26 protein-coding genes are annotated in these 25,401 nt (G+C 71.9%); 1 reads left to right on the plus strand and 25 read right to left on the minus strand.

The window, feature by feature from the left end; all coding sequences use genetic code 11:
- Window positions 1–6 precede the first annotated feature (6 nt).
- From VYL96_RS08675 to pgsA, 7 genes are all read right to left on the minus strand, one after another.
- Window positions 7–633, minus strand: coding sequence for a regulatory protein RecX (locus VYL96_RS08675; RefSeq protein WP_061227721.1), 627 nt, complete (start codon window positions 631–633; stop codon window positions 7–9).
- Window positions 633–1,736, minus strand: a complete 1,104-nt coding sequence (recA, locus tag VYL96_RS08680) for a recombinase RecA (protein WP_007627535.1) — start codon at window positions 1,734–1,736, stop codon at window positions 633–635. The genes VYL96_RS08675 and recA overlap by 1 nt, the downstream gene beginning before the upstream one ends.
- Before the next feature lie 235 nt (window positions 1,737–1,971).
- Window positions 1,972–2,166, minus strand: a complete 195-nt coding sequence (locus VYL96_RS08685; RefSeq protein ID WP_061227722.1) for a DUF3046 domain-containing protein — start codon at window positions 2,164–2,166, stop codon at window positions 1,972–1,974.
- 67 nt (window positions 2,167–2,233) lie between these two features.
- Window positions 2,234–3,061, minus strand: a complete 828-nt coding sequence (locus tag VYL96_RS08690; protein ID WP_061227723.1) for a PspA/IM30 family protein — start codon at window positions 3,059–3,061, stop codon at window positions 2,234–2,236.
- A gap of 96 nt (window positions 3,062–3,157) precedes the next feature.
- On the minus strand, window positions 3,158–3,457 hold the full coding sequence (locus VYL96_RS08695; protein WP_371412126.1) for a helix-turn-helix domain-containing protein: 300 nt from the start codon (window positions 3,455–3,457) through the stop codon (window positions 3,158–3,160).
- A gap of 31 nt (window positions 3,458–3,488) precedes the next feature.
- Window positions 3,489–4,040, minus strand: a complete 552-nt coding sequence (locus VYL96_RS08700; RefSeq protein WP_061227725.1) for a nicotinamide-nucleotide amidohydrolase family protein — start codon at window positions 4,038–4,040, stop codon at window positions 3,489–3,491.
- Window positions 4,041–4,047: 7 nt separating this feature from the next.
- Window positions 4,048–4,635, minus strand: coding sequence for a CDP-diacylglycerol--glycerol-3-phosphate 3-phosphatidyltransferase (gene pgsA, locus VYL96_RS08705; RefSeq protein ID WP_061227726.1), 588 nt, complete (start codon window positions 4,633–4,635; stop codon window positions 4,048–4,050).
- 88 nt (window positions 4,636–4,723) lie between these two features.
- Between pgsA and VYL96_RS08710 the strand changes: the two genes are divergently transcribed.
- The gene (locus VYL96_RS08710) at window positions 4,724–5,005 is read left to right on the plus strand and encodes a YciI family protein (protein WP_061227727.1); all 282 of its coding nucleotides are present in this window, start codon (window positions 4,724–4,726) and stop codon (window positions 5,003–5,005) included.
- A gap of 3 nt (window positions 5,006–5,008) precedes the next feature.
- On the opposite strand, the gene VYL96_RS08715 is transcribed toward VYL96_RS08710, so the two are convergent.
- The 18 genes from VYL96_RS08715 to rbfA all read right to left on the minus strand — a co-directional run bounded on the left by VYL96_RS08715 (window position 5,009) and on the right by rbfA (window position 25,309).
- Entirely contained in the window at window positions 5,009–7,927 is a 2,919-nt protein-coding gene (locus VYL96_RS08715; RefSeq protein WP_082767608.1) for a DNA translocase FtsK, read from the minus strand.
- Between the two features lie 62 nt (window positions 7,928–7,989).
- Window positions 7,990–8,646 (minus strand): TIGR03085 family metal-binding protein, encoded by a 657-nt coding sequence (locus VYL96_RS08720; protein ID WP_082767596.1) that lies wholly within the window; start codon window positions 8,644–8,646, stop codon window positions 7,990–7,992.
- A 4-nt stretch (window positions 8,647–8,650) separates the two neighbouring features.
- Window positions 8,651–10,900, minus strand: a complete 2,250-nt coding sequence (locus tag VYL96_RS08725) for a ribonuclease J (protein WP_061227728.1) — start codon at window positions 10,898–10,900, stop codon at window positions 8,651–8,653.
- A complete protein-coding gene (gene dapA, locus VYL96_RS08730; protein ID WP_043567479.1) occupies window positions 10,897–11,844 on the minus strand; it encodes a 4-hydroxy-tetrahydrodipicolinate synthase in 948 nt (315 codons plus the stop codon). Before dapA ends, VYL96_RS08725 begins: the two co-directional genes overlap by 4 nt.
- Window positions 11,845–11,902: 58 nt before the next feature.
- The gene (gene thyX, locus VYL96_RS08735) at window positions 11,903–12,655 is read right to left on the minus strand and encodes an FAD-dependent thymidylate synthase (RefSeq protein ID WP_007629931.1); all 753 of its coding nucleotides are present in this window, start codon (window positions 12,653–12,655) and stop codon (window positions 11,903–11,905) included.
- Between the two features lie 38 nt (window positions 12,656–12,693).
- Complete coding sequence (locus VYL96_RS08740) at window positions 12,694–13,146, minus strand: flavodoxin family protein (RefSeq protein ID WP_007629933.1); 453 nt, start codon at window positions 13,144–13,146, stop codon at window positions 12,694–12,696.
- Window positions 13,143–13,622, minus strand: coding sequence for a hypothetical protein (locus VYL96_RS08745; RefSeq protein ID WP_061227729.1), 480 nt, complete (start codon window positions 13,620–13,622; stop codon window positions 13,143–13,145). The genes VYL96_RS08740 and VYL96_RS08745 overlap by 4 nt, the downstream gene beginning before the upstream one ends.
- Window positions 13,623–13,632: 10 nt before the next feature.
- Window positions 13,633–14,382, minus strand: coding sequence for a 4-hydroxy-tetrahydrodipicolinate reductase (gene dapB, locus VYL96_RS08750; protein ID WP_061227797.1), 750 nt, complete (start codon window positions 14,380–14,382; stop codon window positions 13,633–13,635).
- Window positions 14,383–14,416: 34 nt separating this feature from the next.
- On the minus strand, window positions 14,417–15,763 hold the full coding sequence (locus VYL96_RS08755) for a M16 family metallopeptidase (protein ID WP_061227730.1): 1,347 nt from the start codon (window positions 15,761–15,763) through the stop codon (window positions 14,417–14,419).
- 112 nt (window positions 15,764–15,875) lie between these two features.
- Window positions 15,876–18,137, minus strand: coding sequence for a polyribonucleotide nucleotidyltransferase (locus VYL96_RS08760; protein ID WP_061227731.1), 2,262 nt, complete (start codon window positions 18,135–18,137; stop codon window positions 15,876–15,878).
- Window positions 18,138–18,514: 377 nt separating this feature from the next.
- Window positions 18,515–18,784 carry a 30S ribosomal protein S15 gene (rpsO, locus tag VYL96_RS08765; RefSeq protein ID WP_007632724.1) on the minus strand — a complete coding sequence of 90 codons (270 nt, stop codon included), beginning with the start codon at window positions 18,782–18,784 and terminating at the stop codon, window positions 18,515–18,517.
- A 115-nt stretch (window positions 18,785–18,899) separates the two neighbouring features.
- Window positions 18,900–19,862 carry a bifunctional riboflavin kinase/FAD synthetase gene (locus VYL96_RS08770; RefSeq protein ID WP_174521505.1) on the minus strand — a complete coding sequence of 321 codons (963 nt, stop codon included), beginning with the start codon at window positions 19,860–19,862 and terminating at the stop codon, window positions 18,900–18,902.
- Window positions 19,863–19,885: 23 nt separating this feature from the next.
- Window positions 19,886–20,797 carry a tRNA pseudouridine(55) synthase TruB gene (gene truB / locus VYL96_RS08775; RefSeq protein ID WP_131885034.1) on the minus strand — a complete coding sequence of 304 codons (912 nt, stop codon included), beginning with the start codon at window positions 20,795–20,797 and terminating at the stop codon, window positions 19,886–19,888.
- Entirely contained in the window at window positions 20,794–21,525 is a 732-nt protein-coding gene (locus VYL96_RS08780) for a 4'-phosphopantetheinyl transferase family protein (protein ID WP_131885035.1), read from the minus strand. The genes truB and VYL96_RS08780 overlap by 4 nt, the downstream gene beginning before the upstream one ends.
- Complete coding sequence (locus VYL96_RS08785; protein WP_131885036.1) at window positions 21,525–22,469, minus strand: metallophosphoesterase family protein; 945 nt, start codon at window positions 22,467–22,469, stop codon at window positions 21,525–21,527. The genes VYL96_RS08780 and VYL96_RS08785 overlap by 1 nt, the downstream gene beginning before the upstream one ends.
- Window positions 22,466–23,893, minus strand: coding sequence for an MATE family efflux transporter (locus VYL96_RS08790; protein ID WP_231889046.1), 1,428 nt, complete (start codon window positions 23,891–23,893; stop codon window positions 22,466–22,468). Before VYL96_RS08790 ends, VYL96_RS08785 begins: the two co-directional genes overlap by 4 nt.
- The gene (locus VYL96_RS08795; protein ID WP_061227735.1) at window positions 23,877–24,854 is read right to left on the minus strand and encodes a DHH family phosphoesterase; all 978 of its coding nucleotides are present in this window, start codon (window positions 24,852–24,854) and stop codon (window positions 23,877–23,879) included. Before VYL96_RS08795 ends, VYL96_RS08790 begins: the two co-directional genes overlap by 17 nt.
- Window positions 24,851–25,309, minus strand: coding sequence for a 30S ribosome-binding factor RbfA (gene rbfA, locus VYL96_RS08800; protein ID WP_007632708.1), 459 nt, complete (start codon window positions 25,307–25,309; stop codon window positions 24,851–24,853). Before rbfA ends, VYL96_RS08795 begins: the two co-directional genes overlap by 4 nt.
- Window positions 25,310–25,401: the final 92 nt, after the last annotated feature.

The following is a 25,401-nucleotide window of genomic DNA, read 5'->3' on the forward strand; positions in this document are numbered from 1 at the left end:
GGGTACTCAGGGCGAGGCGTGGGCCGCCAATTCGGCGTCCACGACGGACATCGCCAACCCCGTGGGATAACCCCGCCGGGCGAGGAATGCGACGAGCCGCCGCCGCTCGCCCTGCGCCTCGGGCCCGGAGAGCGCGGCGGCCGGGCGTCTGCCGAGCCGGGCGCGCGCGAGTTCAGTCGCCTGCCGACGCTCGTCGGACTCGTCGATATCGGCCACCGCGTTCGCGATGTGTCCCTCGGCCACGCCCTTGTCGCGCAGCTCCCGCTCGAGCGCCCCGCGCGAGCGGCCGCGGCGGCGCCGGCGTCCGCGGACCCACTCGGCGGCGAACTCGGCGTCGTCGAGCAGGCCCCACGCACGGACGCGATCGAGCGCCTCGTCGACGGCCGACGGCGCGAACTCCTTGGCGATCAACCGCTGACGGAGTTCGTGCTCACTGCGCGGCCGATGTCGCAGCAGCCGCAGGGCGGACGTGGCGGCTTCGTGCGCCTCCGGTGCCAAGGGGGGAAGGTCCGCGGTGCTCGAGGGCCGCGACTCCACGGCGGCGATGGCGGCGCGCAACCCGTCCGCGTCGATGCCCCCGCCGGCCGGGCCCGGCCCGCCGGACCGGCCCGACCGCGTGGAGCGGCCCGGCATCAGAAGTCGACGGGCACCACGTCGATCGGAGCGTCCTCATCGGACTCCGCCTCGATCTCCGCGATCTCCGCGCCCGCACCGATGTTGAGCTTGTCGAGGATCTTCCGCTCGATCTCGTCCCGCACCGACGGGTTGTCCTTGAGGTAGCGGCGAGCGTTCTCCTTACCCTGGCCCAGCTGGTCCTGACCGTAGGTGAACCAGGAGCCGGACTTCTTGATGAAGCCGTTGTCCACACCCATGTCGATGAGCGAGCCCTCGCGGCTGATGCCCTCGCCGTACAGGATGTCGAACTCGGCGATCTTGAACGGCGGTGCGACCTTGTTCTTGACGACCTTGACCTTGGTGCGGTTACCGACCGCGTCGGCGCCGTCCTTGAGGGTCTCGATGCGGCGGACGTCCAGACGGACGGACGCGTAGAACTTGAGGGCCTTACCGCCGGTGGTGGTCTCCGGCGAACCGAACATCACACCGATCTTCTCGCGCAGCTGGTTGATGAAGATCGCGGTGGTGCCGGTGTTGTGCAGCGCGCCGGTCATCTTGCGCAGCGCCTGGCTCATGAGCCGGGCCTGCAGGCCGACGTGGCTGTCACCCATCTCGCCCTCGATCTCCGCACGCGGCACCAGCGCCGCGACGGAGTCGATCACGAGGATGTCGATCGCGCCGGACTTGACCAGCATGTCCGCGATCTCCAGCGCCTGCTCACCGGTGTCGGGCTGCGAGACGATGAGATTGTCCGTGTCCACGCCCAGCTTGCGGGCGTACTCCGGGTCGAGCGCGTGCTCCGCGTCGATGAACGCCGCGATGCCTCCGGCCGCCTGGGCGTTGGCCACGGCGTGCAACGCGACCGTGGTCTTACCCGAGGACTCCGGGCCGTAGATCTCCACGACGCGGCCCCGGGGGAACCCGCCCACGCCCAGTGCCACGTCGAGCGACAGCGCGCCCGACGGGATGACCTGGACCGGCGGCCGGGTGTCATCGCCCAGCCGCATGACGGAGCCCTTGCCGTAGGCCTTGTCGATCTGCGCCAGAGCCAGCTCCAGCGCCTGCTCGCGGTTCTGGGCGGCTCCGGGCTTGCTCGAGCCCGCCTTGGCCTTGCCTGCCATCTCATGCTCCGTTCTCGGTCCGACCCCCGGCCTCCGGCCGATCGGTCTGTGTGGTCTTCACTCGCGGACGTTAGCTGCCGGGTACGACACGAACCCCTCGCGCCGTATCCGGCGACCTCCCCCTGTGGAGGAGGCACGCCCTGTGGATCCCTGTGGACGGTGGACCCGCCATCACATACCCTTGAGTGTAGCCGAACGGGTGTTCGAGGTCGAGGGACACGCCCCGCGGATCCGCCTAGCGCAGATGCTCGGGCACCTCGAACTCGTCGCACAGTGCGAGCCACACGCGCTTGACGGACTCCCCCGCGTCGATTGCCTCGCGTGCGGTCCTACCGCCGCACGCCGCCAGGTGGTGCGAGCGCACCAGATGGTCGGCGCGCAGCGTACCGAACGCCTCGACCGTGCGTGCCTGGAACTCGGTCAGCGTCACGTCTCACCCTCCCCTGCGGACGACAACGGGCCGCCGGCACGCTCGCCGACGGCCCGTTGCCCAGAAATCACTGCTGTTCGGTTTGCGCCTGCTGCTGCGGCGGGGTGGCCGGCTGGGACTGGCCCTGGCCGATCTGACCGGCGGCACCGGAGCCCTGGCCGAGCTGGCCGCCCTCGGCCTTCATCGACGCCCGGATCTGCTCGAGGCGGCTGTGACCGGCCATCTGGGTCGACGCCTGCTCGACCTCGAGCATCCGGCCCTGCACGGAGTTCTGCGCGAGCTCGGCGGAGCCGAGGGCGTTGGCGTAGCGACGCTCGATCTTGTCGCGGACCTGGTCGAGGTTCGGGGTGTTGCCGCCCGACGACAGCTCCGACATCGACTGCAGGGAGGCGCTGACCTGTTCCTGCATCTTGGCCTGCTCGAGCTGGCTGAGCAGTTTGGTGCGCTCGGCGACCTTCTGTTGCAGAACCATGGCGTTCTGCTCGACGGCCTTCTTGGCCTGCGCGGCGGCCTGGAGCGACTGGTCGTGAAGACCCTTGAGATCCTCGACGTTCTGCTCGGCGGTCACGAGCTGCGCGGCGAACGCCTCCGCGGCGTTCTCGTACTCGGTGGCCTTCTGCATGTCGCCGTTGTTGCGCGCCTGCTCGGACATCTGCAGCGCCTGGCGGGTCGACCCCTGGAGCTTCTCGATGTCCGCGAGCTGCCGGTTGAGCTTCATCTCCAGCTGACGCTGGTTGCCGATCACCGCCGCGGCCTGCTGCGAGAGCTGCTGGTGCTGGCGCTGCGCGTCGGCGATCGCCTGCTGGATCTGAACCTTGGGGTCAGCATTCTCGTCGATCTTCGAATCGAACAACGCCATGAGGTAGCGCCATGCCTTGGTGAACGGATTGGCCATCGCTGCGTAGTGTCCTTCTGCCGATTCGGACGACGGGTCTGTTCCACGGTACCGAACGACGCCCGTGTGCGACCACCGGGCGACGCGGCGGCACTGTCAGGCCGCGAGTACGGGTTCCGCGAGGGTCCCGGGAGGCGAGACCTCGAGCGCGGCGCGGATGAGGATCTCGCCCAGGGATACGTCGAGCGCCCCCGAGATGGAGGCGAGGAGCTCGCTCGAGGCCTCCTTGCGGCCGCGTTCGATCTCGGAGAGATAGCCCGGGCTGACCCGCGCGGCGTCGGCCACGTCACGCAGGGTCCGACCCGTCTCCCCGCGAAGCCCGCGCAGGACGGTACCGAGGGTCTCGCGCAGCAGCGGAGTCGCTCCGGGCTGGTCCGGTCGGGGCAGTGTGGTCATCTGGATGTTCGGCATCACTCGGTACAACGCGTCAGTTCCCGGATTCGTTCCCGTCGCCGTCGTCGCCCCCCGTATCCCCACCGGCCGCGGCGACGACCAGCGCCAACGCCGACTCGCAGGCCGCGCGGCGGATCGCGGACCGGCCGCCCGACAGGGACAGCGGCACCGACCACGCCGCGCGGTCCGGGGTCGTCAGGCCCACGTACACGGTGCCCACCGGTCTGCACTCCTGGGTGTCGGGCCCGGCGACGCCGGTCAGTCCCACGCCCACCTCCGCCCCGCAGCGTCGTGCCGCGCCCGTGGCGAGGGCGCGTGCGGTCTCCGGGGACACCGCGCCGTGGCGCTCGAGGACGTCGGTGGGCACATCGGCGAGCTCGTGCTTGAGGGCGGTCGCGTAGACGACCAGTCCCCCGCGCAGCACGGCACTCGCGCCAGGAACCTCGGCGACGGTCGCGGCGAGCAACCCGGCGGTGAGGGACTCGGCAGTGCCCAGCGTCCACCCGCGGTCGCGGAGCGCGGCGACGGCCGCCGCGGCGGCCGGTGACGGTGGGGCGGTGTCCGGCGACGGCGGTACGGCGTCCATACCGGTCTCAGCTCCGCACGAGCGCGGCCCGCCTGGCCTTGACCAGGTAGTCCACGCCCGTGTACACGGTCAGCGCCACGGCGATGCCCATGACGACCCACTCGGCGGGCCACACCCAGTGCGGCAGCGGCAGGATGAGCATTCCCACGCCGAGGGTCTGGGTCACGGTCTTGAGTTTGCCGCCCTTGCTGGCGGCCACCACGTAGTCGACGCCGAACAGGCGCCAGAGCGTGATACCCACCTCGCGGACGAGGATCACGACGGTCACCGCCCAGAACAGCTCGCCCACGAGGGACAGCGAGATGAGTGCGGCGGAGATGAGCGCCTTGTCCGCGATCGGGTCGGCGATCTTGCCGAAGTCGGTCACCAGGCCGAGCCGCCGCGCGAGGTAGCCGTCCACGTAGTCGGTGAGCATGGCCACGGCGAAGACGACGAACGCGCCCACCCGCCACCACGGCTCCTGGGCGCCCGCGACGAAGAACATCACGACGAAGACGGGCACGAGGAGGATCCGCAGCACGGTGAGGACGTTCGCGATGTTGAGAACGGGGACGTCGGCGGCCGGGCGGCCGTCCTCGCGCGTGGAAGCAGTCACCCCCACACCTTAGCGAGACCCCGGGGAATACCCTTGGCCCCGGGCGCACCCCCGCCCGTCACCGCCGACCCCCGAGGGAGAGCCACCCATGCCGCTGTTCGCCGTCACCTACCGCTACGAGGCCGCCCAGAGCGAGGAGCGCGAGGCCAACAAACCCGCCCACCGTGAGTGGCTGGACGCGCAGGTCACCGCCGGCGCCATCCGGTCCGTGGGACCGTTCGTCGACGGTTCAGGCGCGTTGCTGCTCGTGGAGGCCGACGACGACGAGGCCGCGCGCTCCCTCGTGAACGACGACCCCCACTGCCTACGCGGGATGGTCTCGGAGATCACGGTGCGGGAGTGGAGGCCCGTCTTCGGCGCCTTCTCCTGACCGCTATCCGACCGGCGTCTCGGCCGGCGCGTCGAGTTCGGCGGGCTGCTCGCCGGGATCGTCCTCGGGCGGGGTCCCGCCCTTGATCATCCACAGCACCGACGCCAGCTCCTCGGGCTTGACCAGGACCTCGCGCGCCTTGGACCCCTCCGAGGGGCCCACGATGTCGCGGGACTCCATGAGATCCATGAGGCGGCCCGCCTTGGCGAACCCCACGCGCAACTTGCGCTGGAGCATCGAGGTGGAGCCGAACTGGCTCGAGACCACGAGCTCGACCGCGGCGAGCAGGTCGTCGAGGTCGTCCCCGATGTCGGAGTCGATGTCCTTCTTGCCGTCGTCCTTCGCGGCGGTGATGGACTCGTCGTACTCCGGCTCGGCCTGGTTCTTGGCGTAGTCGACGACCTCGTGGATCTCCTCGTCGGTGATGAACGCGCCCTGCATACGGATGGGGCGGGAGGCGCCCATCGGGATGAACAGGCCGTCACCCATACCGATGAGCTTCTCGGCGCCCGCCTGGTCGAGGATGACGCGCGAGTCCGTCAGTGACGAGGTGGCGAACGCCAGCCGCGACGGCACGTTCGTCTTGATCAGGCCGGTGACCACGTCGACCGACGGCCGCTGCGTGGCCAGCACGAGGTGGATGCCGGCGGCGCGCGCCTTCTGGGTGATGCGGACGATCGCGTCCTCGATGTCGCGCGGTGCGGTCATCATGAGGTCGGCGAGCTCGTCGACGACGGCCACGATGTACGGGTACGGGCGGTAGACCCGCTCGCTGCCGGGCGGCGCGGTGATGGCCCCGGACTTCACGCGCTCGTTGAAGTCGGTGATGTGCCGTACCCGCGTGGACTTCATGTCCTGATAGCGCTGCTCCATTTCCTCCACGAGCCACGCCAGGGCCGCGGCCGCCTTCTTGGGCTGCGTGATGATCGGCGTGATGAGGTGCGGGATGCCCTCGTACGGCGTGAGCTCGACCATCTTGGGGTCGATGAGGATGAGACGGACCTCGTCCGGGGTGGCGCGCGTGAGCAGCGACACGAGCATCGAGTTGACGAAGCTCGACTTACCGGAGCCGGTCGAGCCGGCGACCAGCAGGTGCGGCATCTTGGCGAGGTCGGCAGTGACGAAGTCGCCCTCGATGTCCTTGCCCAGACCGATGAGCATGGGGTTGTGCTTGCTCGCGGTCTTGGGGTCGGTGAGGACGTCGGCGAGCCGGACGAGTTCGCGGTCGAGGTTGGGCACTTCGATACCGACGGCGGACTTGCCGGGGATCGGCGCGAGCAGTCGCACGTTGTCCGTCGCCACCGCGTACGCGATGTTGCGGTGCAGTGCGGTGATCTTCTCGACCTTGACGCCCGGTCCGAGCTCCACCTCGTAGCGGGTGACCGTCGGGCCGCGGGTGAAACCGGTGACGGCGGCGTCGATCTTGAACTGCTCGAGAACGCCCTGGATGGCCTCGATCATCTGGTCGTTGGACTCGCTCCGCGCCTTGGGCGGGTCGCCGGCGGTGAGCAGGCTGACCGGCGGCAGCGCGTAGTCGATGCCGCTGAGGAGCTGGGTCTGCGAGGAGAGCCGCTCCGTGTCGCTCTCGGCGGCCGTGTGCGTCGACGGCGTGTTGGTCTGCGGCACGGCCGAGGTGTCCACCGCGGGCGTCACCGGGGCGGGCGCGGACGCACGGGCCGCGGGCGTGGGTGCGGAGGTCCGCGGTGATGCCACTCGGGTGGGGGCCTCCTCCGCCGCGGCACGGGCCGCGGGGTCGGCCGCCGACGTGGGGTCGGCCGCCGGGTCCTCGCCGGCCGGCAGGACCTCGGTCCGGCGCGGGGCGCGCCGGGTGCGGGTCGGCGCCGGGGTCTCGTCGTCGAGCGTCGCGCCGTCACCGGGGAGGTCCGCGTCGGAGGTGTCCCGTGCCTGTGTGGCGCCGCGAGAGGCCCGCGGCATCTCGACGGTCTCGCCCGTGGTGGGGGTGTCGGACCAGGCGGCGACGCGCCGCCGCGAGCTGCGCCGCGTGGCCGCACGCCCGGAGTCCTCCTGCCCCGTGGTCTCGGCGATCGGATACGCGGTGGTCGCCTCGTCGTCCCAGTCCCCCTCGGCGTCGTCGTAGTCGTGGTCGACGATGTCGCCACTGCCGTCCCAGCCGAAGAAGCCACGGACGATGCCGGGGATCTCGCGAGCCGGCCTACCCACGATCACGAGGACGCCGAACGCCACGAGGAGGACGAGCAACGGGACGGCGACGAACACCGACAACCCGGCCTCGAGCGTGCCGCCCACGATCCGGCCGAGGACGCCGGCGCCGGAGCGCACGCCGCCCGGATCGGTCGGCGAGCCGGAGCCGAGGTGCCACAGGCCCAGGACGCCCAGAGCGGTGATAGTGGCGCCGACCAGCCAGCGCGAGTGCACGTCCGGTCGCGGCTCACGCGCCATGACGAGCACGCCCCACCCGCCCAGCAGCAGGGGTAGCAACGCGCCGGGGGTGCCGACGATCGTGCGGATCCCGGTGTCGATCCAGTCCCCGACCGGCCCGGCCGCGCCGAACCACACGGCGCCGGCGAAGACGATAGCGATGCCGATGAGGACGAGCCCGAGGCCGTCCCGGCGGTGCGGAGGGATCACCTTGTCGTCGTCGTCCCCTCCTCCGAGGCCACGGACACCGTGCCCGACTCCCTTGGCCACCGCCGACCATCCCCCGCGCAGGCCGCGGCCCACGGCGCCGAACGCACCGGAGGTCCGCTCGGGCGCCGGGGATGCCGTCCGCGCGCCGCCACGCGTGCCCTTCTTGGGCGTGGAGACCACCGCTCCACGCCGGGAACCGCCACCCCGTGACGACGACGAGGTGGACGTGGTCGATCGCTTCGCTCCCGATGTCGGAGCCGGACGTCGGCCGCCGGGGGCACGGGAGGATCGCGTGCTCGAGGTGGATGCCATGACCGTCACTCTATCGTCTCAGGCACCACCGGTAACAGCAGCCACACGGGCGGGGGGCTCTTCTACAGGCCTCGCGGAACGGCCCGCAGCGCGTCGATCCCCCGCTGCGCTCCGGAGAAGTCGACCTCGACCTCGTCTCGACCGAACGCCCACAGCAGCAGCTCGACCGGATCGGCGGAGACGCTCACCAAGGGCGCCAACGCGGCGCCCGTCGAGACCGGTGCGATCTTCGCGGAGCCGATGTCGGAAGGGGTGCGCAGATCCACGCGGGCGTCGACCTTGCGGAGGAACGTGCGCGCCACGGTGGTGGCCAGCGTCCAGACCCGCTCGAGGTCCTCGAGGTCGAACCCGCGCCTGGTCCACCCCGGTCCGCCGCGTCGGACGTCCTCGTGGTGGACCAGGTACTCGGCCGTGTTGGCCACGCGGTCCGCGTAGCGCAACGGCGAGTACCACGGCGCGCCCGCGGCGATCGCGGACAGGAGCTCCTCCCACGGTCTCTCGGCCTCACGGAGCCGGATCTGCTCGAGCCGATCCGCGAACGCGGGGACCACGACCCCGGCCGCGGCGTCAGGCCGCCCCTCTCGTACGACGAGGTGGGCGGCCAGGTCCCTTGTCGTCCATCCCTCGCACAGCGTGGGGGCGTCCGGCCCGACGGCGCGCATCGTCTCGACGAGAGCGCTCCGCTCCCGCTGGGCCAGGCTCGGACGGTCGGGACCCACGGTCTCAGACCTCGGCTACGGCGGACGTGATGACGGTCGGCACGATCATGGGCTTGCGGCGCCACTTCTCCGACACCCAGCGGCCGACGGCGCGACGGACCGCCTGGGCGATCCGGTACGGATCCGTCTCGCCCTCGCCGGCGAGATCCCACAGCGCGTTCTCCACCAGCTCGACCACCGGGGCCAGCGCGCCCGGCTCGTCGGTGAAGCCCTTGCCGATGATCTGCGGCTTGCTCACGGGCCGTCCCGTGCGCGGGTCCACCACGACGGTGGCGACGATGAAGCCGTCCTCGCTCAGGGCCGTGCGATCCGCCAGCACGGTGTCCCCGATGTCGCCGGTGGACAGGCCGTCTACGTACAGGTTGCCGACCGGCACCTGGCCCACCACGGAGGCCTTGCCGTCGACGAGGTCCACCACCACGCCGTTCTGGGCGAGGACGACGTTCTCCTCGGCCACGCCGGTGGCGATCGCCAGCGCCTTGTTGGCCCGCAGGTGCCGCCACTCGCCGTGCACGGGCATGGCGTTCTTCGGGCGAACGGCGTTGTAGATGAACAGCAGCTCGCCGGAGTACCCGTGGCCGGACACGTGGATGTCCGCCTCGCGACTGGTGACCACGTTCACGCCCATCTGCGACAGTCCGTTCTGAACGCCGAAGACGGACTCCTCGTTGCCCGGGACGATCGACGAGGAGAACAGCACGGTGTCACCCTCTGACAGGTTGATCTGCCGGTGCTCGCGGCGGGCCATCCGCGAGAGTCCGGCCATGGCCTCACCCTGCGTACCGGTGGTCATCACGAGGACCTTCTCGGAGGGCAGCTTGGCGGCGGTGTCCATGTCCACCAGAACCCTGTCCGGATCCGTGAGGAGCCCCATCTCGAGCGCGATCTCCATGTTGCGGAGCATCGACCGACCGGTCAGCGCGACCTTGCGGCCGGTGGCGGCGGCCGCGTCGACTACGGACTGGACGCGGTAGACGTTGGAGGCGAAGCAGGCGACCACCACGAGCTGGCGCGCGTCGGCGATGAGCCGCTGCAGGGCGGGCCGGACTCCGCACTCGGAGGGGCTGATGCCCGGCGTGGTCGCGTTGGTTGAGTCCAGGAGCAGCAGGTCGACACCCTCGTCGCCGAACCTCGACATCTTGGGCAGGTCGGTTGGGCGTTTGTCGGTGGGGAGCTGGTCGAGCTTGATGTCGCCGGACATCATCACCGTGTTGTCGCCGGCCTTGATGACCACGCCCAGGCACTCGGGGATCGAGTGGTTGACGTCGAAGTAGCGGACCTGGAACTTGCCGAGGTCACTGACGCTGGACTCGTCGACCGTGCGGAACACCGGCTTGATGCGGTGCTCCTGGCACTTGGCCGCCACCAGCGCGAGGGTGAACTTGGAGCCCACCACGGGGATGTCGGGGCGCAGCTTGAGCAGGAACGGGATCGCCCCGATGTGGTCTTCATGGGCGTGGGTGAGGACGAGCGCCTCGACCTGGTCCAGGCGGTCCTCGATGTGCCCGAAGTCCGGGAGGATGAGGTCGACTCCGGGCTCGGTCGAGCTCGGGAACAGGACGCCGCAGTCCACGATGAGCAACTTCGAGTCGTACTCGAAGACCGTCATGTTGCGGCCGATCTCGGAGATGCCGCCGAGCGCGACGATCCGCAGGGCGCCCTTCCGGGGCTTGGGCGGGCGGGGCATGCGCACGGTCATGTCGCCGCCCTGCATGGTCTTGACCCCGCCGAACTCGGCCGTCGACGTGTCGCCGCGTCCGCGGCCCCGGTTGCGGCCGCCGCGCCCGCGTCCGCCGTTCTGACCGCCGGAGTCCTGGTTCCCGCCGTTCTGACCAGCGGGCTTCTGGCCGCCCGACTTCTGGCCGCTACCCTCCTGACCGCCGGAGGCGGAACCGCGACCGCGACCCCGTGAGCCGCCCCTGGACGAGTCCTGCTGGGCCCTGCCCTGGTCGGCCTTTCTCTGGCCGCCCTTGTCCTGCTCGCCCTTGTTCTGGCCGCCCTTGTTCTGGCCGCCGTTGCCCTGGTCGGACCTGCCCAGCTGGCCGCCGCGCTGGCCCTTGTCCTGCTGGCTCTTGTCCTGCTGAGCCTTGTCCCTGCCGGATCGGGTCGGTGCCGACTCGGCGGCAGGGGTGTCCGCGGCCGGGATCGGCTCGGTGAACTGCACCGCGGTGGTGGGCGCCGGCTCGCCCGAGGGGCGGCCCGCGGCGCGTCGGGTACGGCCGCGTCCGCGGCCGGTGGAGGAACTTTCCGTCATCTGGTGACTCCTGCTCTGAGCAGCAGTGCCTCGAGGGCCCCTCGCTGCTCGTCGGTGGGTGGTAACTGCGGGAGTCGCGGCACACCGGCCGGGATCCCGAGAAGTTCTAGTGCTGCTTTGGACATCGACACGCCCCCGAGCGCCCGCTGGGCGTCGAAGAGCGGGAGGAGTCCGAGGTTGATCCGGCGGGCCGTCTCGATGTCTCCGGACAGGAACGCGCGGCGTAGCTCGACCAGACGCGGCGCGGCCACGTGGCCGATCACGCTGACGAAGCCGCTCGCCCCGACGGCGAGCCACGGGAGGTTGAGTTGATCGTCCCCCGAGTAGTAGATGAGGTCGGAATGCGACATGACGGTGACCGCGTCGTGGAAGTCACCCTTCGCGTCCTTGACGGCCACGATGTTCGGGTGTGCGGACAGACCGATCAGCGTCTCCGCCTGGATCGGGACGACCGACCGTGGGGGGATGTCGTAGAGCATCACCGGCCGGTCGGTCGCGTCGGCGACGGTGCGGAAATGGGCGTCCAGGCCCGCCTGGGTGGGCTTGGAGTAGTACGGGGTCACGACGAGCAGTCCGTGCGCCCCGGAGGCCGCGGCCTGTCGGGCCGCGTGCACGGAGTGCGCGGTGTCGTAGGTCCCGACGCCCGCGACGATCGTCGCCCTGTCCCCGACAGTGGCGAGGACGGTCTCGAGGACCGCGATCTTCTCCGCGTCGGTGGTGGTGGGCGACTCGCCCGTGGTCCCGGACACGACGAGGCCGTCGCATCCGGAGTCCACGAGATGTCGCGCGACACGTGCGACGGCCTTGAGATCGACGTAGCCGTCGGCCCCGAACGGGGTCACCATCGCCGTGACGACCGTGCCGAACGGCGCCGGGCGCCCTGTCTCGGCGGGGGCCCGGCCACTACCGGCCGGTGTCGGCCCCCCGGTGGTCACGTGTGTCATGGTCTCCCAGGGTACCCGCAGCCTGGTCCGGATCCCGATTCCGACCCGGCGGGTGTGCTCATCCCTCGAGCACGTACGGGCTGACCGCGATCTCCGATCCGTCCTCGAGGGTGGCGATCTCGAAGTCCGAGAACACGGCCGGCGCGGCCTCGCGCAGCTGCCGCAGGACGTCGATCGCGAGGCCCCGGATCTCGGTGTCGGCGTGCTCGGTGGCGCGCATCCCGATGAAGTGCCGCCACGAGCGGTAGTTGCCGGTCACGACGATGCGGGTCTCGGTGGCGTTCGGCAACACCGACCGGGCCGCCTGCCGGGCCTGCTTGTGCCGCAACATCGGGTTGGGCACGTCCGCGAACCTCTCCTCGAGCCTCGCGAGCATCTCCGCGTAGGCGTCGCGTGAGGCGTCGGTGGCCCGGCGGAAGATCTCGACCAATTCCGGGTCGTCGGCGATCGCCGGGGGCGGGACGACCTTCGAGTCGTGCTCCGGGACGAACCGCTGGGAGAGCTGGCTGTAGGAGAAGTGTCGGTGCCGGATCAGCTCGTGGGTACAGGATCGTGAGATACCGGTGATGTAGAAGGTCACGCTGGCGTGCTCGAACACCGACAGGTGCCCCACCTCGAGGATGTGACGGAGGTACCCCGCGTTGGTCGCGGTGCGCGGGTTGGGCTTGTCCCAGCTCTGGTAGCACGCCCGGCCGGCGAACTCCGCGAGCGCGGACCCCCCTTCCGCGTCGGTCTCCCAGCCGACCTCGTCGGGTGGGAGGAACTCGGTGTGCGCGACCATGCGGACCTGCCGCCGGACGAGCTCGGACATGATGGGTCTCCTCGTGGTGACGTGGTGCGCCCGGCGGTTCAGCCGAGCAGGTGTGCGGCGACCGTGGCCGCGACCTCGGCGACGGCGTCGAGGTCCTCGCGTGTGGGTTCGCCCGTGAGCTGTGCGGCCGGGCCCACGGCACGTAGGCCCCAGCCGGTCGTGATGCGTTCGACGGAGGTGACCGCACCCGCTGTGTCGTTGTCGCCGTGCACGCACAACGCGTAGGGGCGGCCGGAGACCGCGCCCTCGCAGGTGTAATAGGTGCGGTCGAAGAAGTGCTTGAGCGCACCGGACATGTACCCGAAGTTCGCCGGGGTGAGCAGGACGTAGCCGTCGGCTCGCAGGACGTGGTCGTCGGTGGTGGCCAGGGCGGGTACCGACTCCACCGCGATGCCCTCCAGCTCCGGATGGGCGAGCCCGGTCTCGAGGGCCTCCAGGATGCGACGCAGCCGCGGCGACGGCGCGTGGTGGACGAGCAACACGGTGCTCATCGCGGGTCCCCTCCCGGCGCCGATTCGGCCTCGTGCAGCGAGATGGCCGTGCGCATCATCTCCCGCGCCCGGACGCGGTCACCGGCGTGGTCGTAGGCGCGCGCGAGACGGTAGGTGGACCGCCAGTCGTCCGGCGCCGCCTGGTACTCGGCGCTGACGCGGTCGAACAGCTCGTCGGCCGCGTCACGCTCGAGACGGCCGGAGGGGCGCCGGTCTAGCCCGGTGAGGTCCAGCTCCACGCCCTCGGCGGCGGCCGCGGCCGAGATCTTCTGCAGCTCCAGCCCGTTGCGCACGATCGCCCAGGTGGCCCACGCCCCGACGACGGCGAGCAGGAGGATCCCCACCCCGAGACCACGGACGGACAGGTGCTCCGAGGCGCGGAACATCGACCACCCCAGGTAGAGCAGGTAGAGGAAGGCCACCACCAGGCCCGCCGCGGTGAGGGCCATGACCAGGGGTTTGACGACTCTGTCCACTGTGGGCGACCTACAGATCCATGAAGGCGTCGAGTCCCACGGTCAGCCCCGGGGCTCCGGCGATCGAGCGGACACCCAGCAGGACGCCGGGGGCGAACGAGGACCGGTCCAGCGAGTCGTGACGGATCGTCAGGGTCTCCCCCTGCGTCCCGAGGAGCACCTCCTGGTGCGCGACCAGGCCGGTCAGCCGGACGGAGTGGACGCGGACGCCGTCGACGTCGGCTCCCCTGGCACCGTCGAGCGCGGTGGAGGTCGCGTCCGGCGACGGACCGAGCCGCGCCTCGGCCCGCGCGGCGCCCATCATGGCGGCCGTGCGGTACGCGGTGCCGGACGGCGCGTCCGCCTTGTTCGGGTGATGGAGCTCGATGATCTCGGCGGACGGGAAGTACTTCGCCGCCTGCACGGCGAACCTCATCATGAGGATCGCGCCGATCGCGAAGTTGGGTGCGACCAACACCCCGGTGTCCGGACTGTCGGCGAGCCAACCGCGGAGGGCCTCGAGGCGCTCGTCGGTGAACCCGGTCGTGCCGACCACGGCGTGGATGCCGTTGGCGACGCAGAACTCCAGGTTGCCCATGACCACATCGGGATGGGTGAAATCGACCACGACCTCGGCCCCCGCGTCGACGAGCGCGCTGAGCGGGTCGCCCTGGTCGACCTCGGCGACGAGCTCCAGGTCCCCGGCCGCGCGAACGGCCTCGCAGATCGCCGAACCCACCTTGCCGCGTGCCCCGAGCACCCCGACCTTCGTCACCGTCATCGTCTCCTCCGTGGTCATCGTCGTCCTCCCCAGACTATCCGCCGACGCGCGCGAGCAATCCCGCCGCGCCGTCGTCCGGCATGCCGGGTCCGACGGCGGCCAGGCACCAGGGTGCGGACTCGGCGCCCCAGTAGTCGGCGACCTCACCGGCGGTGACCCGCCGCAGCCGGGCCACGGAGTCCTCGACCGTCACGACCCGGTCGCGGTCGAGCAGGTGTCGTCCGATCCGCGTCATCCGGGACAGGGGGTCGTCCAGGCCGAGCCTGATGGAGCCCGTGAGGTGCCCGATCGCACGGTCCACCTCGTCGGACGAGGGCGGCGCCGTGCGCATCCCGTCGACGACGTCGCCGAGTTCCCCGAGCAGCGATCCGACGCGGTCGACGGGGCAGCCGGCGACCACGGTGAGCAGCCCGGTCGGGTGGAACTGGTCCATGCCGGCGTAGACCGTATAGGCCAGACCGAGCTCCTCCCGGATCCGTTGGAACAGGCGCGAGCTCAGCCCGCCGCCCAGGACCGCGGTGCCGATCTGGGCGGCCGCTCGGTCGCCGTGACCCCGCGCGGGGGTGCGGCGGGCCAGCGCGAGCAGTGCCTGCTCGGAGTCCTCGTCCTCGCCGACCAACACCGGAGCGGTCGCCCAGCCGGGGTCAGCGCGGTCGACGGCGAGCCGCCCGCGAGCCGTGACGATGGACCGCGGGCTCCCGCCCGGCCGGGCGGGAGCATCCGCGCCGGGGAGACTCCGCGCCACCGCCACGGGCAGCGGTCCGCAGGCGATCCGGGCGACGAGCGCGTGGTGGTCGATGCGTCCCGCGGCCGCCACCACGACGTCTCCGGAGCCGAGGATGCGCTGGTGGAACGCTCTGAGGGTGTCGGTGTCGAGCGCCTCGACCGACTCCTCCGTGCCGATCACCGGGCGGGCGAGCGGATCGCGTCCCAGGGCCGCGGTGGCCACCAGCTCGCACGCGAGGTCCTCCGGATCGTCCGCCCGACCCGCCAGTTCGTCGAGCACCACGTCGCGCTCCACCTCGACGTCCTCCGGGTCGCAGGACCCGTTGGCCACCACGTCCACCAGGACGTCGACGGCGGTGTCCAGCCCCTCGGCGGGGACCTGGACGTGGTAGCACGTGTGCTCGCGCCCGGTGTAGGCGTTGAGGTCGCCCCCGAGCAGGTCGATCCGCTCGGACAGCTCGCGCCCGGACGCGGTGGTCGTGCGTTTGAACAGGACGTGCTCGAGGAAGTGGGCCGCGCCGTGCTCGTCGGGGCCCTCGTCCGCCGACCCGGCGCCTATCCAGATGCCGACCGCGGCGGTGTGGCACCACGGGAGTTCCTCGGTCACCACTCTGACGCCGGGGATCGTCCGGTCCACGCGGATCTCTGGGTTCACGGCCCTCCATCGTCGGTCTGCTTCTCGCGGCTCGAACGAACGAGGCACGCACCCCGCGCGGGGTGCGTGCCTCGGATGTGCCCGGGCCCCTCCGGGGGCGCCGGGCACGGGATCAGTCGTCGCCGCCGGCGTCCGCGTCGGAGCCGTTGTCGGAGTCCTCGCCCACGGGCACGAGGCTGATCTTGCCGCGGTTGTCGATGTCGGCGATCTCGACCTGCATCTTGTCGCCGACGTTCACCACGTCCTCGACCTTGCCGACGCGCTTGCCGCCGCCGAGCTTCGAGATGTGGACCAGGCCGTCACGGCCCGGCAGCAGCGACAGGAACGCGCCGAAGGGCGCGGTCTTGACCACGGTGCCGAGGAACCGCTCGCCGACCTTGGGCAGCTGCGGGTTGGCGATGGCGTTGATCTTGTCGATCGCGGCCTGCGCCGACTCGCCGTCGGTGGCGCCGATGTACACGGTGCCGTCGTCCTCGATCGAGACGGACGCGCCGGTCTCCTCGGTGATCGAGTTGATCATCTTGCCCTTGGGCCCGATGACCTCGCCGATCTTGTCGACGGGGACCTTGATCGCGATGATGCGCGGCGCGAGCGGGCTCAGCTCGTCCGGCTCGTCGATCGCCTCGGCCATCACGTCCAGGATGGTCAGGCGGGCCTCACGGGCCTGCGTGAGCGCACCGGCCAGGACCTCTGACGGGATGCCGTCGAGCTTCGTGTCCAGCTGCAGCGCGGTGACGAACATCCCGGTGCCGGCGACCTTGAAGTCCATGTCGCCGAACGCGTCCTCGGCACCGAGGATGTCGGTGAGGGCCACGTAGCGGGTCTCGCCGTCGACCTCGTCGGAGACGAGGCCCATCGCGATGCCGGCGACGGGCGCCTTGAGCGGCACGCCGGCGTTGAGCAGCGACAGCGTCGACGCACACACCGAGCCCATGGAGGTGGAACCGTTGGACCCGAGCGCCTCGGAGACCTGGCGGATGGCGTAGGGGAACTCCTCGACGCTGGGCAGCACCGGCATGAGGGCACGCTCGGCGAGCGCGCCGTGGCCGATCTCGCGACGCTTGGGCGAGCCCACGCGGCCGGTCTCACCGGTGGAGTACGGCGGGAAGTTGTAGTGGTGCATGTAGCGCTTGCTGGTCTCGGGCCCGAGCGAATCGATCTGCTGGGCCATCTTGACCATGTCGAGCGTCGTGACGCCCATGATCTGGGTCTCGCCGCGCTCGAACAGCGCGGATCCGTGGGCGCGCGGGATGACCTCGACCTCGGCGGACAGCGCGCGGATGTCGCGCACGCCGCGGCCGTCGATCCGGAAGTGGTCGGTGAGGATCCGCTGGCGGACGATCTTCTTGGTCAGCGACTTGAACGCGGCACCGATCTCGCCGAGGCGGTCGGCGAAGCGGTCGGCGAGCTCGTCGAGCACGGACGCCTTGAGCTCGTCGGTCGCGACCTCGCGGTCCTGCTTGTCCGCGATGCGCATGATGTCGGCGAGCTTGGTCTCCGCGACCTCGGCGACGGCGGCGTACGCGTCGTCCGCGTACGGCGGGAACAGCGGGAACTCGCGCGGCGTCCCGGGCGCGGCGGTGGCCAGTGCCTGCTGGGCGGCGCACAGCTCCGCGATGAACGGCTTGGCGGCCTCGAGCCCCTGGGCGACGACCTCCTCGGTGGGCGCCTGTGCGCCGCCGGCGATCTTCTCGATGACGTTGTCGGTGGCCTCGGCCTCGACCATCATGATCGCGACGTCCGCGTCGTCACCCGAGCCGACGACGCGGCCGGCGACGACCATGTCGAACACGGCCCCCTCGAGCTGCTCGGAGGTCGGGAACGCGACCCACTGGCCGGCCGGGTCGGCGGCCGTGGGGATGAGCGCGACGCGCACGCCGCCGACGGGACCCGAGAAGGGCAGCCCGGACAGCTGGGTGGACGCGGAGGCGGCGTTGATGGCCACCACGTCGTAGAGGTCCTTGGGATCGAGGCTCATGACGGTCACGACGACCTGGACCTCGTTGCGGACACCGTCCGCGAAGGTCGGGCGCAGCGGCCGGTCGATGAGACGGCACGTGAGGATCGCGTCCGTGCTGGGGCGACCCTCACGACGGAAGAACGAGCCGGGGATGCGGCCGGCGGCGTACATCCGCTCCTCGACATCCACCGTCAGGGGGAAGAAGTCGAAGTGGTCCTTGGGGTGCTTGCCCGCGGTGGTTGCGGACAGCAGCATCGTGTCGTCGTCGAGGTAGGCGACGACCGAGCCGGCGGCCTGCTTGGCCAGCCGGCCGGTCTCGAAACGGACCTCGCGGCGGCCGAAGTCGCCGTTGTCGATGGTCGCGACGGATTCGAAGACGCCGTCTTCGATCTCGACGGCCGTGATCTGTGACATGTGTTTCCTGTCGTATCGGGGGCGATGGGGCCTCGCGGCGGATCCGGGTCCGCCGGGGCCGCCGGTCACGTGTCAAGGGGGTCCCGGTACGACCTCGGCCTTCGATCGAAGCGGCCGGAACGGCACTCACGCGGCTCTCAACGACCCCGCGTGCGTCGGGTTCCGGCGGCCACTACCGAGGACCGCCAATCGGACCTGTCGACCACCCCGGCACGTGCGCACCGGCTGCACCTGAGGCTATCAGGGATAAACGCCCGGGTCACCGGGGCGCGCGGGCACCGCCCCCCGACGCGAGGGAAGCCGCGCCGCCCGGATGCGGACGATCCCCGCCCTCACGTTGAGGGCGGGGATCGTCGACGGGTCCGGGCGGGCCGGTGTCAGCGGCGCAGGCCGAGGCGCTCGATCAGCGAGCGGTAGCGCGCGATGTCGACCTTGGCGATGTACTTGAGCAGCCGACGACGACGGCCGACCAGCAGCAGCAGGCCACGACGCGAGTGGTGGTCGTGCTGGTGGGTCTTGAGGTGCTCGGTAAGCTGCTGGATGCGACGGGTGAGCAGCGCGACCTGGGCCTCGGGGGACCCGGTGTCGGTCTCGTGGACCCCGTACTCGGCCAGAACGGCCTTCTTCTCTTCGGTGCTCAGCGCCATGATGACTCCTGGTTGTTCCAGTCCGCGAAAATGTGAGGCCACCGCCGCCGCGGACCGCAGCAGGGCCGACCGGCTACGTTACCAGCCGGGGGCGGCGGTCCCAATTCGGGCGCGGTCAGGCCCCGAGCACGGTGCGGGTGCGTCGGACGTCGCGGTCCATCGCCACGAGCAACTCGTCCACGGAGGAGAACTTCTCCATGTCGCGCACGTGGTCGACGAAGTCGACGGCCGCCGTCCGGCCGTACAGGTCGGCGGACTCGTCCAGCACGAACGCCTCGACACTGCGCGCGGCGTCCCCGAACGTCGGGTTGGTGCCGACGGAGATCGCGGACGCGTACGGGCGCCCCGGGACGATCGACCCGTCCACCGGGCCGTCGTCGAGGACGGTGAACCAGCCCGCGTACACGCCGTCGGCGGGGACCGCGGTGTGCTCGGGCAGGTCGAGATTGGCGGTCGGGTAGCCCAGGTCCCGACCCCCTCGCCCGGCGCCGTGCACGACGACGCCCGAGACGCGGTGGGGGCGGCCGAGGATCTCCGCGGCGGCGGCGACGTCGGACTCCGACAGCAGGCGCCGGATCCGACTCGAGGAGACGGTCTCGCCGCCGGACTCCAGCAGGTCGACCACCTCGCACGCGATCCCCCGCTCCGCGCACAGGGCACGCATCGTCTCGGGGGTGCCGGCGGCACTGCGACCGAACGTGAAGTTGCGACCGACGGTGACGGCGCGGGCGTGGAGCCCGGAGACGAGGACGCGGTCCACGAACTCGTCGGGCTCCCACGAGGCCATCTCGCGGTCGAAGGGCAGCGCGAAGACGGCGTCCACGCCGAATCCCCCCGCGAGCTCGGCGCGCCGGGCGAGGGGGGTGAGGACGGACGGGTGCGTGCCCGGCCGGACGACCTCGACGGGATGGGGGTCGAAGGTCACCAGCACCGGGCTGGCACCGAGTTCGCGACCCGCTCCGACCGCGCGGTCCACGAGGGCGCGGTGCCCCCGGTGGAGTCCGTCGAACACCCCGAGGGCGACGGAGGTCCCGCCGTCGGGGATCACGATCTCGTCGAACGTCCGCCACAGCTGCACGGCGACCACCTTACGCGCGGGGTTCACAGCCCCGCCGGGCGCATGACCACGACCGGAGCGGCGCGGCGTCCGGACTCCGAGACCAGCGCCGCGACACGACCGTCCGGGCCCACGGCGGCGACGACGCCGGTGTCACCCCGGGCCTCGAGCCACCGTCCGTGGCGGAGCCCCTCGGCGGCGTCCGCGTCGATGTCGCGGCGGGGGAACGCGGCCAGGGCGGCCGCGTCGAGGTCGAGGGACAGGGTCGGCGCGGCCTCCAGCTCGTCGAGCGTGCGGGCGACATCGAGGCCGAACGGTCCGACCCGGGTCCGGCGCAGCGCCGTGAGGTGGCCCCCGACGCCGAGCGCGGCGCCGAGGTCACGGGCGAGCGCGCGGATGTAGGTCCCCATGGAGCAGTCGACGACGACGACGAGGTCGATCACCGCCCCGGCGCGGACCCGCTCGAGCACGTCGAACCGGGAGACGGTGACCCGCCGGGACCGGAGCTCGACCTCCTCCCCCGCCCGCACCCTGTCGTAGGCCCGCCTCCCGTCGACCTTGATCGCGCTGACCGCCGACGGCACCTGGTCGATCTCCCCCGTCAGGTCGGCCACGGCCGCGTCGATCGCGGTGTCGGTCACCGCGGAGGCGTCCACGGTCGCGGTGGTCTCCCCCTGGGCGTCGTCGGTGGTCGTGGTCTCGCCGAGGCGGATGGTCGCCTCGTAGGACTTGGTCTCCAGCGCGAGCATGCCGAGCATCTTGGTGGCGCGTTCGATGCCCACGACGAGCACACCCGTGGCCATGGGGTCGAGGGTGCCGGCGTGTCCGACCTTGCGGGTGCCGAAGAACCTGCGCAGTCGCGCCACCACGTCGTGGCTGCTCATCCCCCCGGGCTTGTCCACGACCACCAGGCCGGGTTCGGGGGCGGGACGGGGGTCGGGTCTGCGCGGCGTCACGGCCCCACGCTATCGACACCCGCGGGCCGCAGCACGATCGCCGAGGCCACGTGGCCGCCCCGGACGGCCCAGCGGCCGTGGAACTCGGTCGCGTCCGGGCCGCCGTCCACCGTCTGCGCGTCGACGAGGATCCGCGAGACGAGCGTGCCCCGGACCACCTCGTCGTCGTCCCCGTCGGGGACCAGGGTGATGTGCGCGTCGGCGAACCCCAGCCACCGGTGGGTGAGCGGGAACCACGCCTTGTACGTGGCCTCCTTCGCGGTGAACAGCAGCGCGTCCCACGCCACGGACGACATCTCCGTGCGCGCGGCGCGCACCCACGCCGCCTCCTCCGGCAGCGACACCGCCTCGAGCACCCCGTCGGCGAGCGGTTCGTGCCGTTCGACGTCCAACCCCACTGATCGCACCCGACCGGCCCGGGCCAGCGCGGCCGCGCGCAGACCGTCGGTGTGCGTCAGCGTGCCCACGAGGCCCGTGGGCCACACCGGTACGCCCCGCACGCCCCGCAGCACCGGACCGGGCGGCACCCCGAGCCGCGTCATGGCCGCCCGCGCACAGGCCCGCGCCCCGGCGAAGTCGACCCGCCGCCGCTCCACCGCCGCACCGATCTGCTCGACCTCCACCGGGTACAACGACGCCAGCAGGGCGGCGTCGTCCATGCCGAGCTCCGTGTCGGTCACCACCGCCACGTCGTCGGGGAACAGATCACCGGGGAACGAATCGGCCATCACCGCTCCTCCTCGAGCTCCGGAGCGCTCTCCCCGGGCCGGGCGAGCCGCGGCATGCCGTCGCCGCCGCGCACCCACCGCACCTGCGGCGCGTCCGGGGCGGGCAGGATCTGGCGTGTCAGCGGCTCCGGACGCCCCCGGGCCCCCCACTCCCGCGGGTAGCCCAGCGAGACCTCCTCGAAGCGCACGCCGTCGTGCACGGTCGTGCGCGGGATGTGCAGGTGCCCGTAGACACACGCGGTCGCCCGGTAGCGGCGGTGCCAGTCGGCCGTCTGCTCGGTCCCGCACCACAGCGCGAAGTCGGGGTGGCGTAGTACGCGCGTGGGCTCGCGCAGCAGCGGCCAGTGGTTGATCAGCACGGTCGGGTGGGCGGGGTCGAGGCGCGCCAGCCGGGTCGTGGTGGCCACGAGACGCTCCCGGCACCACGCCACGGCGTCGCCGAACGGGCCCGGGTCGATGAGGAACTCGTCGGACGCCACCACCCGGCGTTCGCGCGCCCCGGCCAGGGCCTCCGCGCGGGCCTGCCCCGCCACGGGGGTCCAGCTGTAGTCGTAGAACAGGAACATCGGCACCACCCACGCCGGCCCGCCGGGGCCGGTCCACAGGGGGTAGGGGTCCTCGGGGGTGTCCACGCCGATCGCCCGGCACGCCTCCACCAGCCGGTCGTACTTCGTGGTGGAGGTGATCCCCTCGTCATCGCGCCCGATCCACAACTCGTGGTTGCCGGGCACCCAGATCACGCGCTCGAACCGGGCCGCCAGACGCTCCAGGGCGTCCACCACGTGGCGGGTCTTCTCCGCGACGTCTCCGGCCACGATCAGCCAGTCGCCCGGGTGGCCGGGCTGGAGGTCGTCCACCACGTCGGCGTTCCCGCGGTGCCCCACGTGCAGGTCGGACACCGCCCGCAGCGACGGTCCCGCCTCCGCGCCGGTACCCGCGGTCATCCGGCGGCCTCCGCGCCGGCTCCGGCGGCCCCCGGGGTGCGCGCGCCGAGGACCACCCACCGGTCACCGCGCACCCGCATCCCCACGGCGACGAGGCGCATCCCCACGAAGACCCCCATCCCCCACCAGATCCCCGTCAGGCCCCACCCGAAGTGCCGGGTCGCCAGGAGAACGGGCAGGAACCCGCACAACGCGGCGATCACCGTGCTCGTGCGCAGGTACGCCGCGTCCCCGGCCCCGAGCAGGACCCCGTCGAGGCCGAACACGACCGCGGCCGGCAGGACGACGACCGCCATGCCGATCAGCGCCACCACCAGCCGGTCCGCCACCCCGGCGTCGCCGGCCAGCAGGGTGGCCATCGGCTCGCGGAAGAGCACGGTCACCAGGGCGAGCGCGACCCCCAGACCGAGTGACCACACGACGACGGCCCGGGCCAACGCCCGACCGTGCGCGGCCAGACCGGCGCCCAGGGCGGCGCCCACGAGCGATTGCGCGGCGATGGCCACGGAGTCCAGGACGAGCGAGTACAGCGACCACAACTGCTGCGCGAGATGATGGGCGGCGAGCGAGTTGACGCCCGCCGCGGCGGCGGCCGTGGTGGCGACGGCGAAGGTGATCTGGAATGACGCGGTACGGATGACGAGGTCGACGCCCATCCGCAGCTGGCTGACGATGACGGCCCGGCGGGGACGCAGCGAACCCGTGTGCTCGAGGACCAACGCGGTGAGGAAGCCGCCCGCCATGAGCAGCTGACCGGCCAGGTTGGACCAGGCGCTGCCGACCAGACCCATCTCCGGCGCGGGTCCCAGTCCGGGGACCAGCACCACGCACCCGACGGTCGACACGCCGATCCCGACGGCCACCAGCACGAGCGGGGTGCGCAGGCGCTGGACGCCGCGCATCCATCCGTGGCCGGCCGAGGCGACGAGGATGCACGGGATACCCCACACGGCCACCCGCAGCCACTCGGCGGCGCCCGCGGCCACCTCGGCGTCGGCGGCGAGGGCGCGGGTGAGCGGGCCCATCAGCGCCGATACCGCGGCGACCACGAGCGCTCCGACGCCGAGGGCGATCCACGTCGCCTGCACGCCCTCGGCGACCGCATCAGCGCGCCGACCGGCGCCGTGCAGCCGCGCGGACCGGGCGGTGGTCCCGTAGGACAGGAAGTTCATCTGGGTGCCCAGCACGAGCAGCACGAGCGCGCCGACCCCGAGGGCCGCGAGCGCGTCCGCGCCCTGTCGGCCCACGATGATGCCGTCGACCAACAGGTAGACGGGCTCGGCCGACAGGACCGGCAGAACGGGCAGCGCGATGGACCACAGGCGTCGGCCGATCGCCCCGACCCCGACCTCCGGCGCCGGCTCCGGCTCCGGCCGCGCCGCCGACCGCGGCGCGGTGGGCGCGGCGTCAGCCGAGGAGTTCACGGAGCCTCGCACTCACGGCGTCGAGGTCACCGCGGACGGTGCAGCCGGCCGCAGACGGGTGTCCGCCGCCGCCCAGAGCCCCGGCCACGACCGAGACGTCGATCGCCTCGCGGTCCGCGTCACCCCGGGAGCGCAGCGAGACGGCCCACTCCCCCGGCCGGTACTCCTTGAGCAGGACCGCCACCCGTGCCTCGCGGACGCCCCGCAGATGGGACACGAGCGACTCGACGTCGTCGTCGTCCGCCCCGGCGATCACCTCGTACGGGACCGCGAGCCAGACCGCGCCCCGGCCCCCCACGGCGTCGACGTCCAGACGGACGGTGGCGAGCAGCTCACCCAGGACCCGCAGCCACGTGAAGGAACGGGCGTCGAGCAGGTCGTACGCGAGCTCCTCCGACTCCGCTCCGGCCTCGAGCAGGCGGCGGGCGGTCTCGTGCGCGTCCGACCCGCCCCACCGGAAGGACCCGGTGTCGGTGACGAGACCGGCGTAGAGACTGGTGGCGATGTCGGCGTCGACGACGTAGCCGCCGGCGTCGAGCACCTCCAACACGAGCGAGGCGGTCGACGCGGCGGTCGGGTCGAGATACATGTGCGATCCGAAACCCGGGTTCGATCCGTGGTGGTCGACCACCAGCACCTCGGAGGCGCTCTCGGCCAGCCGTTCCCAGGCCCCGGCCCGGTCGGGGCTCGCACAGTCCAGGGTCACCACGAGGCCGCCGTGGGCGGGCACCCGGGACAGCGGGATCACCCGGTCGGTGCCCGGGATGGCGCGCAGCGCGTCCGGGACCACGCCGGGGTCGAACGAATGGTGGACGGTCACGCCGACCGCGCGCAGCGCCCGGGCCAGACCGCAGGAGCTGCCCAGGGCGTCGGCGTCCGGGCGGACGTGACAGAGCACGGTCACCTCGCGGTGCCGCCCCAACACGTCCGCCGCCCCCGCGGCGTCCACCGCCGTGGTCACCGGTCGTCGTCCTCCGGTCGGTCCTCCTCCGGCTTCCGATAGGGGTCCTCGTCACCGGCCGGACGCGCGTTCTCGGCCGCACGACGGACCTGCTCGTCGCTGGCCCGCGCCCTGGCGAGGAGTTCCTCCATGTGCCGCGCGGCGTCGGGCACGGAGTCGAGCACGAACGTGAGCTCCGGGGTGAACTTGACCCCGGTCTGCCGGCCGACCATCGTGCGCAGACGCCCCCGCGCGGCGGTCAACGCCGCCTCCGCGGCCTCGAGGTCCGGCTCCTCGTCGAGGGTCTCGCCCCGAACCGTGTAGTACAGGGTGGCGACCCGCAGGTCCGCGGTGATGCGCGAGTCGGTGATGGTGACGTACTCGAGACGCGGATCCTTGATCTCGTGCTCGATGGCCGTCGCGACGATCTCACCGATCCGCTTGCCGAGCCGTCCCGCGCGTCCCTTGCCGGTCATGGCGATCCTCCTTGACATGGTGCGACCGCTGGGCGGTCACGTGTTGACGAGCGCACCGCGGGGGCAGGTCCGTACGATACGGAACCCGCCCC

This window comes from Dietzia maris (assembly GCF_036287335.1).
GTDB classification, from domain to species: domain Bacteria; phylum Actinomycetota; class Actinomycetes; order Mycobacteriales; family Mycobacteriaceae; genus Dietzia; species Dietzia cinnamea.